Annotated in this window: 11 protein-coding genes and 1 pseudogene; 4 read left to right on the forward strand and 8 right to left on the reverse strand. The window is 72.2% G+C overall.

Annotation, left to right across the window (positions count from 1 at the left end):
- Window positions 1-45: 45 nt before the first annotated feature.
- The gene (locus tag ABZ928_RS42305) at window positions 46-1,206 is read right to left on the reverse strand and encodes an ROK family transcriptional regulator (RefSeq protein WP_361531449.1); all 1,161 of its coding nucleotides are present in this window, start codon (window positions 1,204-1,206) and stop codon (window positions 46-48) included.
- 142 nt (window positions 1,207-1,348) lie between these two features.
- On the opposite strand from ABZ928_RS42305, the gene ABZ928_RS42310 reads away from it, so the two are divergent.
- On the forward strand, window positions 1,349-2,560 hold the full coding sequence (locus tag ABZ928_RS42310; protein ID WP_361531452.1) for an MFS transporter: 1,212 nt from the start codon (window positions 1,349-1,351) through the stop codon (window positions 2,558-2,560).
- On the opposite strand, the gene ABZ928_RS42315 is transcribed toward ABZ928_RS42310, so the two are convergent.
- Window positions 2,520-2,978 (reverse strand): thioesterase family protein, encoded by a 459-nt coding sequence (locus tag ABZ928_RS42315; RefSeq protein ID WP_361531455.1) that lies wholly within the window; start codon window positions 2,976-2,978, stop codon window positions 2,520-2,522. The genes ABZ928_RS42310 and ABZ928_RS42315 overlap by 41 nt on opposite strands.
- A gap of 144 nt (window positions 2,979-3,122) precedes the next feature.
- On the opposite strand from ABZ928_RS42315, the gene ABZ928_RS42320 reads away from it, so the two are divergent.
- A complete protein-coding gene (locus ABZ928_RS42320; RefSeq protein WP_361531458.1) occupies window positions 3,123-4,523 on the forward strand; it encodes a solute carrier family 23 protein in 1,401 nt (466 codons plus the stop codon).
- Here ABZ928_RS42320 and ABZ928_RS42325 read toward each other — a convergent pair.
- Window positions 4,502-5,617: a glycoside hydrolase family 6 protein gene (locus tag ABZ928_RS42325; protein WP_361531927.1), complete on the reverse strand. Its 1,116-nt coding sequence runs from the start codon at window positions 5,615-5,617 to the stop codon at window positions 4,502-4,504. The two genes, ABZ928_RS42320 and ABZ928_RS42325, sit on opposite strands and share 22 nt — an antisense overlap.
- Before the next feature lie 170 nt (window positions 5,618-5,787).
- Here ABZ928_RS42325 and ABZ928_RS42330 point away from each other — a divergent pair, with 170 nt between their 5' ends.
- Window positions 5,788-6,474 carry a DUF5995 family protein gene (locus ABZ928_RS42330; RefSeq protein WP_361531461.1) on the forward strand — a complete coding sequence of 229 codons (687 nt, stop codon included), beginning with the start codon at window positions 5,788-5,790 and terminating at the stop codon, window positions 6,472-6,474.
- Window positions 6,475-6,564: 90 nt separating this feature from the next.
- Complete coding sequence (locus ABZ928_RS42335; protein ID WP_361531464.1) at window positions 6,565-7,497, forward strand: LLM class F420-dependent oxidoreductase; 933 nt, start codon at window positions 6,565-6,567, stop codon at window positions 7,495-7,497.
- A gap of 24 nt (window positions 7,498-7,521) precedes the next feature.
- Here the strand turns inward: ABZ928_RS42335 and ABZ928_RS42340 are convergent, their stop codons facing one another.
- The 5 genes and pseudogenes from ABZ928_RS42340 to ABZ928_RS42360 form a co-directional block, all read right to left on the reverse strand.
- Window positions 7,522-9,219: an NAD(P)/FAD-dependent oxidoreductase gene (locus ABZ928_RS42340; protein ID WP_361531467.1), complete on the reverse strand. Its 1,698-nt coding sequence runs from the start codon at window positions 9,217-9,219 to the stop codon at window positions 7,522-7,524.
- Window positions 9,220-9,267: 48 nt separating this feature from the next.
- A complete protein-coding gene (locus tag ABZ928_RS42345) occupies window positions 9,268-10,056 on the reverse strand; it encodes a carbon-nitrogen hydrolase family protein (RefSeq protein ID WP_361531470.1) in 789 nt (262 codons plus the stop codon).
- 171 nt (window positions 10,057-10,227) lie between these two features.
- Window positions 10,228-11,412, reverse strand: a complete 1,185-nt coding sequence (locus ABZ928_RS42350; protein ID WP_361531473.1) for an MFS transporter — start codon at window positions 11,410-11,412, stop codon at window positions 10,228-10,230.
- A gap of 175 nt (window positions 11,413-11,587) precedes the next feature.
- Window positions 11,588-12,220, reverse strand: a pseudogene (locus ABZ928_RS42355) (HAD family phosphatase); the annotation flags it as partial.
- On the reverse strand, window positions 12,217-13,278 hold the full coding sequence (locus ABZ928_RS42360; protein ID WP_361531476.1) for an ABC transporter ATP-binding protein: 1,062 nt from the start codon (window positions 13,276-13,278) through the stop codon (window positions 12,217-12,219). The pseudogene ABZ928_RS42355 and the gene ABZ928_RS42360, both read right to left, overlap by 4 nt.

Below are 13,278 nucleotides of genomic sequence, written 5' to 3' on the forward strand. Positions count from 1 at the left end.
GGTAGCCGCACACCAGATACCGCCCCGCGCCCCTTAAAAGCGCCCCTAGCGGGGCGCGAACAAGTCGTCCTGCGCTCTGTCCCTCGCCGTGAGCAGCGCACCCCGCAGTACCGCTCCACCGCCCAGAACACTGGGGCGTACCTCCGTCGGCAGCGGTGACATCCGGCGGACTCGCTGCTCCACCCTCGCGGCGAGACCCTCCCCGCCCGCCTGTCCTACCTCGCCCCCCAGGACCACGCACCCCGGGTCCAGCACAGCCACAACAGAACTGACCCCTACGGCGATTCGATCGGCCAGGGCATCCAGGAAACCCTCCGTCCCCGCCCTCACCAGTGCCGCCGCCGGCGGCTCGGCGCCCTCCGCGGCGCCCGTCACCCCGTACTCCCCCGCCAGTTGAGCGATCGCCGCCGACCCCGCGAGCGAGTGGAACCCGCCGTCGCACGCCGTCGCCGACGGCAGCCCCGCCGTCCCCGGTACCGGCAGGAAGCCGATCTCGCCGGTGCCTCCGGAGGCGCCGCGGCGCAGTGTGCCGTCCAGGACCACCGCCGCGCCGGTGCCGTGTCCCAGCCACAGCAGGACGAAGGTGTCGTGGTCCGCCGCCGCTCCCTCCCGTTGCTCCGCGAGCGCCGCGAGGTTGGTCTCGTTCTCGATGTGCACCTGGGCCTCGGGGAGGCGTTCCTGGAGTGCGGCCACCAGGCGGCGGTGCCACTCGGGGAGGCCGGTCGAGTTCCGGAGTTCTCCCGTGGCCGGGTCGATCAGGCCAGGGGCTCCGATCCCCACCGTGTGGAGGCGGTCGGCGCCGGCCTCCTTGGCGGTGCGCTCGACCAGGGCCACCGCCTGTTCCACGGCGGGCCCGGTGCCCGTGTCGTCGCCGATCGGCACCGAGGCCTCCGCCAGGACCCGGCCCAGCAGGTCGGACACCACGACGGAGACGCCCTCCATGCGGACGTCGAGGGCCACCAGATGGGCGAGGTCCGCGACGATGCCGTACAGCTTCGCGTTGGGACCGCGGCGCTGTTCGCCCGATTCGCCGACCACCTCGATCAGGTCGGCGGCGATGAGGCGTTCGACGAGGTCGGCGATGGTGGGGCGGGACAGGCCGGTGAGCTGTTTCAGCCGGCCCGCCGTCAACGGGCCTTCCCGCTGGAGGAGTCGCAGGGCGAGCCGGTCGTTGATGGCCCGGGCGGTGCTGGGGGAAGCGGGCATGCCGGGATCCTTCCAGATCGGCGGTCGGCATCGGCGAGGGCGGCCGCCGCGGGCCTGTGACCTTTAATCCTCTATCTATCAGGCAGGGTCCCTGATAGTTTACGTCGCCGTACGGGTCCGGAGACCGCGAAGGGGCGGGAGAATGAGCGAAGTGGTGGACGAGCAGGGACAGGTGAGGCGGGCGCGGTACGCGCTGGCGGCCGTCTTCGCCGTGCACGGCGCCGTCACCGGCTCGTTCGCGACCCGTGTGCCGTGGATCCAGGACCATGCCTCGGTGAGCGCCGGGCAGTTGGGGCTCGCCCTCGCCTTTCCCGCGCTCGGCGCCTCCGTCGCGATGCCGCTGGCGGGGAGCATCAGCCACCGCTTCGGCGCGCGGAACGCCCTGCGGGGTCTCCTCTCGCTGTGGACGCTGGCCCTGGTGCTGCCCGCCCTCGCGCCGAATCTGCTGACCCTGTGCCTGGCTCTCTTCGTCTACGGGGCGACCGCCGGCATGGCGGACGTCGCGATGAACGCGCTCGGCGTCGAGATCGAGGGCCGGCTCGGCCGGTCGATCATGTCGAGCCTGCACGGCATGTGGAGCGTGGGCACCCTGGTCGGCTCGGCGGCCGGCACGCTCGCCGCGCATCTGGGCTCGGACGCCCGGCTGCACCACGCGCTGGCGGCGGCCGTCCTCACCGCGCTCGGCCTGCTGGCCTGCGGCTGGGTCCTCGACCTCCAGCCCGCCGAGGACGAGGAGCCGCCGCCGCGGTTCGCGCTGCCGCCGAAGTCGGCGCTGCTCATCGGTGCCGTCGGGTTCTGCGCGGTGTTCGCGGAGGGCGCGAGCCTGGACTGGTCGGCGGTGTATCTGCGGGACCAGCTGGAGACCTCGGCGGGGCTCGCCGCGGCGTGCACGACGGGCTTCACGCTCACCATGGCGATCTCCCGGCTCGCCGGGGACCGGATCGTGGACCGGTACGGGTCCGTGCGCACGGTCCGGGCCGGCGGTGTCCTCGCCGCGCTCGGCGGTCTGCTGATCGTCCTCGCGAACCATCCGGCCCTCGCGATGAGCGGGTTCGCGCTGATGGGGCTGGGGATCGCGGTGGTCGTCCCGCTGTGCTTCGCCGCCGCGGGCCGCAGCGGTCCCAACCCGAGCCTGGCGATCGCCGGTGTCGCGACGATCACGTACACCTCGGGTCTGGTCGCGCCCAGCGCGATCGGCACCATCGCCCAGGCGACCAGCCTGCTGGTGTCGTTCGTCCTGGTGACCGTGCTGGCGAGCGGCCTGGTGGCCTTCGCCGGGGTCCTGCGCGCGGGTGACCGCGACCGGCCGAAGGTCAGTCCGCCGGCCGCAGCAGTTCCTGACCGGCAGTCCTGAACCGGTCCGACCATGACGTGGGGCGCATCGTCTCGAAGTCCAGCCGGACCAGGACGCGGGCGCCCCGCGCGTAAGTCACCGAGCCGTCCTGCGAGCAGAACCGGAAGCCGTACGTCAGGCCGGTGTTGCCGAGCCGTTCCAGCCAGAGGTGGACGGCGTAGGTGCCGGTCCTGGTCACCGGGGTCTCGTAGCTGATCCGGAGTTCCTTGACCGCGTTGCAGGCGTCGCCGGCCGCGACCCAGTCGCCGTCGAAGTGGATGCCGTACTCCTGCCACAGCTCGGTCCAGGCCTGCTCGACCTTGAGCGGGTAGCGGGCGTTGTGCAGCAGTCCGAGGGCGTCCAGGTCGTCGAAGTGGACGGTGACCGGGATCAGCCGGCCGTAGGACAGGGCGGGGGCGATCGGGGCTTCGGCGGTCACGGGTGGTGCTCCAGGGACGGACGACAGGGGTCTCCTCATCCTAAGCGGACGCTCACCCCCGACCGGCCCCCGGGGCGGTGACCTGGGCGGATCTCCCTGACAATGGTCCGGACATCGCCCGTACGAGGAAAGCGGAACCGCACCATGGATCTTGGCGTCGGCTGGAAACTGCACGGCGACGGACGCACGCCGGCGCCCGGAGCGGTGGTCCGCCCCGACGAGCGGCTGTCGTGGCCGCGTACGGTCGGGCTGGGTGCCCAGCACGTGGTGGCGATGTTCGGGGCGTCGTTCGTGGCGCCGGTCCTGATGGGACTGGACCCCAACCTCGCGATCATGATGTCCGGCGTGGCGACGGTCATCTTCCTGCTGGCCACGCGCGGGCGGGTGCCCAGCTATCTCGGCTGTTCGCTGTCCTTCGTGGGCGTCGCGGCCGTGATCCGCGCGCAGGGCGGTACGAGCGCCACCGTCACCGGCGCGGTCTTCGTGGTCGGCATCGCGCTGTTCCTGGTGGGTGTCACCGTGCAGCGGTTCGGGGCGCGGATCATCCACGCGGCGATGCCCCCGATCGTCACCGGTGCGGTGGTCATGCTGATCGGCTTCAACCTGGCGCCGGTGACCGCCTCCACCTACTGGCCGCAGGACCAGTGGACCGCCCTGCTGGTCATGCTGTTCACCGGTCTGGCGGTCGTCTGTCTGCGTGGTTTCTGGTCCCGGATCGCGATCTTCCTCGGACTGGTCTTCGGATACGGCGTCTCGTGGGCCTTCGACCGGATCTTCGGGCGGATCCACTCGGTCGACGCGAGCGGCAAGCTCACCGACCACTGGCGGCTCGACCTCTCCGCCGTCGGCCAGGCCGACTGGATCGGGCTGCCCACCTTCCACGGGCCGTCCTTCGAGTGGTCGGCGATCCTGGTCGCCCTCCCCGTCGTCATCGCCCTGGTCGCCGAGAACGCCGGGCACGTCAAGGCGGTCGGCGAGATGACCGGCGACCCGCTGGACGACAAGCTCGGCACCGCCATCTCGGCCGACGGCATCGGCTCGATGCTGTCCACGGCGGTCGGCGGTCCGCCCAACACCACGTACTCGGAGAACATCGGCGTGATGGCCGCGACCCGCGTCTACTCCACGGCCGCCTACTGGGCCGCCGCCGGCTTCGCGCTCCTCTTCGGCCTGTGCCCCAAGTTCGGCGCGGTCGTCGCCGCGATCCCGGGCGGGGTGCTCGGCGGCATCACCGTGATCCTGTACGGCATGATCGGGCTGCTCGGCGCGCAGATCTGGCTCAACTCCGGGGTGGACCTGCGCAATCCGCTGAACCTGGTGCCGGCCGCGGCGGGCATCATCATCGGGGTCGGGAACGTGACGATGAAGTTCACCGACACCTTCTCGCTGAGCGGTATCGCGCTGGGCACGCTGGTCGTCATCACCGGCTTTCACGCGCTGCGGGCGTTCGCCCCGGCCCATCTCAAGACGCAGGAGCCGCTGCTGGACTCGGGCACCTCGTCCTACGAGGAGACCGACTCGTCCTACGACGAGGCCAAGTCGTAGGCGTACGACGGGGTGAACGTCCCCGGTGAGCCCTTGCAGCCGTCCGACTCCCCCGGCAGCTTCACCCACAGATAGGCGTCGATACGGGCCTCGCCGGTGGTCAGGGTCGGGGTCCGGCCGAGCTTGCGGCCGTCGGGGTCGCACCACTCGCCGTCCGCCGGGGCGCCGTTGCCGTTGCGGCTGGTGTCGATGACGGCGCCGAGGCTCGAAGGGCCGCCGAGGGCGTCGAGGACCTGTCGGTCGTAGGCGATCTCGTCGGCGGTGCGGTGGAAGTTGGAGACGTTGCTGAAGACGCCGTCGGAGGAGGCGGCCGAGGCGGCGCCCGCCTGGCGGAGCAGCTCGGCCTGTTTGGCGGCCGGGTGCCAGCCGGAGTGCCCTGCGTCGAAGTAGACCCGGGCCTTGGGGTTCGCGTCTTTGAAGGCGCGCCCGGCGCGGGCCAACGAGGCGAAGCGGTCGGCGCGCTGGCCGTCGGAGAGGCACTCGGACTGCGCTATCGAGTCCGGCTCCAGGATCACGACGACCTCGCCGGAGCCGAGCCCGGCGGCGAACCTGTCGATCCAGGCGTCGTAGGCGTCGAGGTCCGGCGCCCCGCCCTCGGAGGCCCCTCCGCAGTCGCGGTCCGGGATCGCGTACGCCACGACCACCGGCACCCGGCCCTGTGCCGCGCCGCCCGAGGTGACCGCACGCACGCGTGACGTGATGGTGGACGGCGTGTAGTCGGCGAACCAGACGGCGGCCGGCTGGTCGGCGATGCGGGACTCTATGACGTTCTCGCGCGGGTCGCCGGGGTTGTCGCGGACCCATTCGAGGACCTGGGAGTCGGGGTGGCGGTAGAGGCGGGTGGAGACGGGCGCGCTCTCCTGCTTCTTCGCGGTCTTCGTCGGCGAGGGCGTGGGGCTCGCCTTCTTCTTCGGGGAGGGCGAGGGCGAGGCCGACGCGGAGAGCGACGGGGACGGGGACGGCGCCACGGGCTGGGGTTCCGGGGACTCCGTCACTTCGAGGCGGGCCTCGTCCGAGCCCCGGCCGTCGTCGAGCGCGGAGATCATCCCGGTCGCGGTGCCGACGGCGACCACGACGGAGGCCGCCGCGACCATGCCGTTGCGCCGGGCGGCGCGCCTGCGCCGGGCCCTGCGTTCGGCCAGGCGGTCCGCACGTGAGCCCGCCACCAGTGGATCCCTCCCCCTCGGCGGTCCCGTTCCCTCGTTCTGGGGAAGCCTCGGTCCCGCCTGCACTTCGGCCAGCCTAGGCCTGGGAACCTGCGTGCATGCCGCAGTTGGAACAGTTCGTCACTCCCGTCGACGCCGTCCTCTCCCGGATGCGCGCCCTGGACGAGGCGCTTCCGGAACGGGACGGGATCGCGGTCTTCAACCGTGTCTACCTCGCCGTCACCGAGGCGGTCGACCGGGGCATCGACACCGGCCGGTTCGCGGACGCGGGCGCGGCGATCACGCTGGACGTGCGGTTCGCCGAGCGCTATCTGCGGGCGGTCGACGCGGTGGCCGCCGAACGCCGTCCACCCGCTTGCTGGCGCCCGCTGTTCCAGTATCGACGGCATCCCGGTGTACGACCGCTGCAGTTCGCGCTGGCGGGCATCAATGCGCACATCGGGCACGATCTGGCGCTCGCCGTCGTGGACACCTGTCGTACGCTCGACTGCGAACCCGTCGACGTGGAGGACGAGTTCGACCGCGTGGGCGACCTCCTCGTCTCGCTGGAGGAGCGCATCCGCGAAGATCTGATGCCGGGCCCCGACCTCCTCCAGATCGCCGACCCGCTCACCCATCTGCTCGGCGCGTGGAGCCTGGAGCGCGCGCGGGACGCCACCTGGACCGCGGCCCGCGCGCTGTGGGCGCTGCGCGGACTCCCCGACGTGGCCGCGGAGTTCACCGAGCGGCTGGACACGGCGGTGGGCTTCGCGGGCCGCATGCTGCTGACGCCGCTGCCGGACTGACGTGGCCGGTTCTGTGCCCGGAGCGTCCCAACCACTGTGTGAACGTTGTACGTTCGACAGAAAGGCGCCGCTTGCAAAGGAGCACAAGGCATGCCCACTCGGCTCGGACTCGGCCTCCCCCAGAACAGGCAGTACGACCTCGGACGCGACGTCCCGGACGTGGCCCGCGCCGCCGAGCGGACCGGGTACGACAGCCTGTGGGTCTACGAGCGGGCCCTGTTCCCCGAGCCCGCCACCCAGGGCCTCTACGGCATCGAGGGCCTACCCTGGCCGGACAACTACCGCGGTGTCGCCGACCCCTTGGTCACCCTCACGCTGGCGGCCTCGGCGACCGAGCGGGTCCGCCTCGGCTCCAGCGTCCTGGTCGCCCCGCTGCACGTGCCGTTCCAGCTCGCCAAGCAGCTCGCCACCCTGGACGCGGCGAGCGGCGGCCGGGTCCTCGCGGGCCTCGGCACCGGCTGGTCCCTGGACGAGTACGCGGCGTCCTCGGTACGGCCCTTCGAGGAGCGCGGCCAGGTCCTCGACGAGCTGATCGAGGTGTGCCGCGCGGTCTGGGGCCCGGACCCGGTGGCGTACGACGGCCGCCTCACGAAGATCAACCCGTCCGTCGTCGGCCCCAAGCCCGCCCGGCCCATCCCGATCCTGCTGGCGGCCAGTTCGAAGAAGGCCAAGCGCCGCCTCGTCGACCACGCCGACGGCTGGCTGCCGGTGGGCATGGGAGGCCCCGCCGCACTCGCCGCGCAGTGGAAGGAACTCCAGGACCTCGCCGCCGAACGCGGGCGCACCGAGCCGATCCAGACGGTCCTGCGCGCCAACGCCCGCTATCTGCCCCAGGGTTACGACGGCACCGACCGCCAGCCCTTCCACGGCGGCGTCGACCAGATCGTCGAGGACCTGGTCGCCCACACCGAGGTCGGCTTCGACGAGATCCTCGTCGACCTCCAGCACACCCTGCGCGACGCCCAGGAGTTGAAGGACGTCGCCGCGGAGGTCTACGAGAAGGCGCGGGCCGCCGGGGTCTGAGCCTCGTGCGAGGCCGTTGAGGGCTCAGTCCTCGGGCAGCTCGACCGGCGCGATCTCGTCGTACACGTCGCCAGGGCCCGGGTTGGTCGCGTCGGTCGCGCCGCCGAAGTGGTGCATGACGCCCCAGACCGCGTTCAGCGCGGTCTGGATCGCGCCCTCGGCCCAGCCCGCCGTCCAGGAGATGTCGTCCCCGGCGAGGAAGATGCCCCGCTTGTCCTCGGGCAGCCGGTCCTGCATGAAGTGGGTGAACAGGCGCCGCTGGTAGCGGTAGTGGCCGGGGAGGTTGGCCTTGAACGCGCCCATGAAGTAGGGCTCGTTCTCCCAGGAGACCGTCACCGGGTTGCCGATGATGTGCTTGCGGATGTCGACCTTGGGATAGATCTCGCCCAGCGACTTCAGCATGACCTCCATCCGCTCGTTCGCGGACAGCGGCAGCCACTTCAGGCTGTCGTCGCACCAGGTGTAGGAGAGGCAGATGACGGCGGGCCTGTCGGGGCCGTCGTCGAGGAGGTAGGTCCCGCGCGTCATACGGTCGGTGAGGGTCATCGACATGACGTCCCGGCCGGTCTCCTCGTCCTTGTCCAGCCAGAACGGCCGGTCCACGGGGACGAAGAGCTTCGAGGACTCCATGTAGTGGGTGCGCTCGATCGCCGTCCAGTGGTCGATCGGGAAGAGCGAGTCGTCGCAGGCGATCTTCGACAGCAGCATCCAGGACTGAGCCGTGAAGACGGCCGCCTGGTAGGTGCGGATGTCGCCGTTCGCGTCCGTCACCGTGATCTGGTTGCCGGCCGTGCGGTGCAGCCGGGTCACCGCCGGGCGGGGCTCGCCGTTCGGGTGCAGCTGGGCCAGCGAGGTGCCGTAGGGCCAGTGGACGATCTTCTCGGGCGTCCGCTCCCACAGGCGCAGCGGCAGCTGCTGGGAGCCGCCGACGATGCCGCGGTGGTGGTCGTCGGCCTCGGTGTAGACAACCCGCAGGATCTCCAGGATGGAGTTGGGGAAGTCGGTGTCCCAGCCGCCGGTGCCGAAGCCGACCTGGCCGAAGATCTCGCGGTGCCGGAAGGACCTGAAGGCCTCCGAGTCGCAGAGGAAGCCGTAGAAGGTCTGGTTGTCGAGCTTCTCGACGAGCTTCGCCCAGATCTCGCGGATCCGCGGGACGTCCCGCTCGCGCATGGCCTGGTTCATGTCGGAGAAGTCGGCGCCCTCTTCGAGGCACTTGTTCCAGGCCGCGGCGACATCGCGGTAGACCTGCGGCAGATCCTCGACCGTCTCGGCGTAGTGCGACTCGCCCTTGAGGTCGACGACCGTCGAAGGGGTCGCCTCCGCGAGGGGGTTGGGGAACGGCCGGGTCTCGAGTCCGACCAGGTCGATGTAGTGCTGGAGCGCGGTGGAGGACGGCGGGAAGCGCATCGCGCCCATCTCCGCCGTCAGGGAGCTGTCGCAGCCCTCGAAGCCCACCGTCCGCAGCCGCCCGCCGATCCGGTCGGCCTCGTAGACGACCGGCTTCAGGCCCATCTTCATCAGCTCGTACGCCGCCACGATCCCGGACAGACCGCCGCCGATCACCGCGACCTCGGTGCCGTGCTCGGTCGCCGGTATCTGGCCGAGGCCCGCCGGGTGGGCGAGGAAGTCGTCGTACGCGTACGGGAAGTCCGGGCCGAACATGGTGATCGGCGGCTGCTGCTCGTCGGCGTGCTGGACGGCGGTGGGCACCGTGGACGTCATGGGGTACGGACTCCTTGCGACTACGAAGAAGAGGGGAAGCTCAGACGCTCAGACCAGGGACCCGTAGAGCCCGGGGCGGCGGTCCTGGAGATACGGGTTGGCCTCGCGGGAGGCGGCGAGGGACACGGGGTCGGCGTCCGCGAACACCAGCTCCTCACCGCGTCCCGCGCGGGTGCGGGCGACCCCGTCGGGACCGGCGAGCGTGGAGAGCCCGACGAACTCGAACTCCCCTTCCTGGCCGACCCGGTTGACGTACGCGACGTACATCTGGTTCTCGAAGGCGCGCACCGGGATCATCGACTCGGCGACGAACTGGAACGGGTGCATCTGCGCGGTCGGCACGATCAGGAGGTCGGTGCCGGCGAGGGCGTGGGCCCGGACGTTCTCCGGGAACTCAACGTCGTAGCAGATCATGAGGCCGACGGTCAGTCCGCCGAGCCGGGCCTGGACGACCGGCTGCTCGCCCGGTGTGAAGTGGTCGCGCTCGAAGCAGCCGAAGAGGTGGGTCTTGCGGTAGCCGGCGAGACGGTCGCCGGTGGCGGAGATCAGCTGGGCGGAGTTGAAGACGGAACCGGAAGCGGCTTCCGGGTAGCCGTACGCGATCGCGACCCCGTGCCGTGCGGCGATCTCCGCGACCGCGTCCGCGCTGTCCCCGTCGGCAGGCTCGGCGAGGCGCGCGATGTCGTCGCCGATCGCGTACCCGGTGAGGAACATCTCGGGCGCGGCCAGCAGCGCGGCGCCCGCGGCGGCGGCACGGCCCGCGGCCTCGTCGAGGACCTTGAGGTTCCCGTCGACCGAGCCGGGGCGGCCGGAGCTCTGGAGCAGGGCGGTGCGCATGCGTGATCCTCACCGGGCGAAGGGGTGGTTGCGGGGGCCATCTAGACGGTACGGGCGGGCGGCCGGGCCGGACAAGAAGGAGCCGTTGCGCGCTGATGAGCGGTTTGTTGCGTGCATCCGCTCATCGGCGGCGATTCATTGCGCGCGCTCAGCCCGCCTCCCTCTCCGTACTCAGCCCCGCCTCCCCCGGGCCAGCACCAGCGCCGTCACCAGGTACGGCACCGCGAGCACCGCGAAGACCGTGCTGTGGGCCGCGCGCGTGCCCAGCAGCGCGTACGCGCCGAACGTGGCGACCGTGACCAGCTCGGTTCCCAGACCGGCGACGGAGGTGAGAGTGGCCCGTCGGGAGTCGTCGATACGGTGCTGGAGCCGGACGTCGGCAAGCACCTCGGCCAGCTGGAAGCCGCCGAAGGCGAGGCCGACGAGCGCGATGCCCGCCGGTGTCCGGAGCCCGGCGCCCACGGCCAGCGCGAGCGCCGAGCCCGCGAGCAGCCAGGCCGTGCCGGTCGTGCCGAGGCGCTCGGCCGGGCCGGTCAGCAGGCTCGCCGCGGTGACAAGAGTCCACACGAGCAGGATCAGATACGGCACCGTCGTCTCCGCCACGCCGGTGTCCCGGATCAGCAAGGGCGTGTACTCGTCGAGCGCGCCCCACACCGCGGCGACGGCGGGGATCAGCAGCAGGGCGCCCCGCACGGAACGGTCCTCGCGGACCACGGCCAGTCCGGTCCGCAGGGTCCTCCCCCAGCCGTCGCCCCAGGTCTCCGGCCGCTCGCGGTGCTCGGGGAGCCGGGTCGCGGCGACGGCGGCCAGCAGACAGGCGAGGACGCTGCCCGCGCCCACGAGCGGATAGCCGCCCAGCGCGAACACGGGCCCTGCGAGCCCGATCGACGCCATGGTGGCCGCCAGCCGCGCCGCCCGCACCCGCCCCATCACGCGCGCGTACCGGTCGGCACCCCCGAGCCGGTCCAGCTCGTCGTACGCCAGCGCTTCGAGCGAGCCGGAACAGAGCGCTCCGCCGACGCCCCACAGGACGAACCCGAGGGCGAAGGACCAGTACGCCGGGACGGTCACCCAGAGGGCGAACCCGACGGCGTTGAACAGCGGGCCGATCCACAGCAGCAGCCGCCGGGAGACGGCGTCGGCCAGGGCGCCGGAGGGCACCTCCAGGACAACCGCGGTGATCGACCACAGGGCGAACAGGGAGGAGATCTGCCAGAGCGACATCCCGGTGTCCGCGAACAGCAGCGCGTACACCGGGTAGAGCAGCACGAAGTCGTCGAGGAACGCGTAGCCGTACAGCGTGGTCGTCAGCCGGCGGACGCCGGTCGCGGGCACGCGTGTGGGTGTGAGTGACATGAGGCCTTCCCGGAGGGGCGATATCGGACGTCGTCGGAACGGCGTCCGAGGCGGCCCTCGGGAGGCACGGCTGGTGGATCAATGTCGCCAGGTCATGACACCGATGCTAGGCAGTCCGGGCTCCTTTGCCCAGCGAAAATGCGGTGCTCACGGCCCTGCGGTGCGCTCACCGCGGCAGGGAGCGGAGCCGTGCCACGGTGAGGCCCTCCAGGCCGGCCAGGACGGTCCGGCCGGGCGCGGGCTCGATCGGGGCGAGGGACGGTACGGCGAGCACCGCGCACCCGGCGGCCTCGGCGGAGGCCACCCCGGTCTCGGTGTCCTCGACGGCCACGCAGGCGGCGGGGTCCACGCCCAGCGCCCGGCAGGCGGCGAGGTAGGGGTCGGGGGCGGGCTTGGTGCGGGGGGTGTCGTCGGCGGTCACGGTGGCGGCGAAGCGTTCGGCGCCCAGCGCCTGGAGCACGGTGTCGGCGACCGATCTGGGGGAGGCGGTCACCAGGGCCGTGGGGACGCCCTCGCGCGTCAGGGCGTCGAGCAGGGCGATGGCGCCGGGGCGGGGCACGATGCCGGTGCGGACGCGGCCCTCGAACTCCTGGTGGAGCGCGTCGGCGAGGTCCGCGGCCGGGGTGCCCGTCGCCGCGGCCAGCCAGGCGGCCGTGTCCTCGACGGCCCGGCCGAGCACCTCCGGCCGGTCCGCCTCGGTCAGCTCCCGCCCGGCGACCTGCTCCACCGCCTCCCACCACAGCCGCTCGGTGTCGACGAGGGTGCCGTCCATGTCGAACAGGACGGCCTGGAGCGGGAGTCGGCTCACGATCCGCTCCGCTCGGCGACGAGCACCGGCCGCTCGGGCAGCGACACGCTCACCGCGGCGCCCGCGCCGAGCGCGGCGGCCTCGTGGGAGGGCAGGTCGGCCTTCACGTCGGTGCCGTCGGCGAGCCGGACGGTGACGCGGACGGCGGCGCCCAGGAAGGAGGTGGCGACCACGCGGGCCTTGCCCTGGTCGTCGGCGGTCACCCGTACCGCCTCGGGCCGCACCAGGACGTCCACGTCGGCGGTCGCCGGGGGCGCGGAGCCGTCCACGGGCAGCCGCTGCCCGAGCACGTCCACGACCCCGTCGGTCACCCGCCCCGGGATCCGGCTCATCGTCCCGACGAACTCGGCGACGAACGCCGTGGCGGGCCGCCCGTACAACTCCGCCGGGGCGGCGCACTGTTCGAGCCGCCCGGCGTGCATGACCGCGACCCGGTCCGCCATCGACAGGGCCTCCTCCTGGTCGTGGGTCACGAACAGCGTGGTGATGCCCAGCTCCTGCTGGAGCCGGCGGATCTCCTCGCGGAGCGTGAGCCGCACCTTGGCGTCGAGGGCCGACAGCGGCTCGTCCAGGAGCAGCACCCGGGGGCGCAGCGCGAGCGCCCGGGCCAGCGCGACCCGCTGCTGCTGCCCGCCGGACAGCTGGTGCGGGAACCGCCCGCCCTTGTCGGCGAGCCCGACCAGCTCCAGCAACTCGGCGGCACGCGCCCGCCGTTCGGCCGTACGCGTCTTCCGCATCCGCAGCCCGAAGGCCACGTTGTCGACCGCGTCGAGATGCGGGAAGAGGCTGTACGACTGGAAGACCATCCCGGCGTCACGGCGGTGCGCCGGGACCCGGGTGACGTCCTCGCCGTCCACCAGCACCTCACCGGAGTCCGGGTGTTCGAACCCGGCGAGCATGCGCAGTGCGGTGGTCTTGCCGCAGCCGGAGGGGCCGAGCAGGGCGAGGAGTTCACCCGGCCGGACGGTCAGGTCGAGTCCGTCGAGAGCGACGGTCGGTCCGAACTCCCGTCGCAGGCCCCGGAATTCGACGGTGGCCGCTGTGTCGAGCGTCTTCAT

Origin of the sequence: Streptomyces sp. NPDC046909 (assembly GCF_040644695.1) — a bacterium.
Lineage (GTDB): Bacteria > Actinomycetota > Actinomycetes > Streptomycetales > Streptomycetaceae > Streptomyces.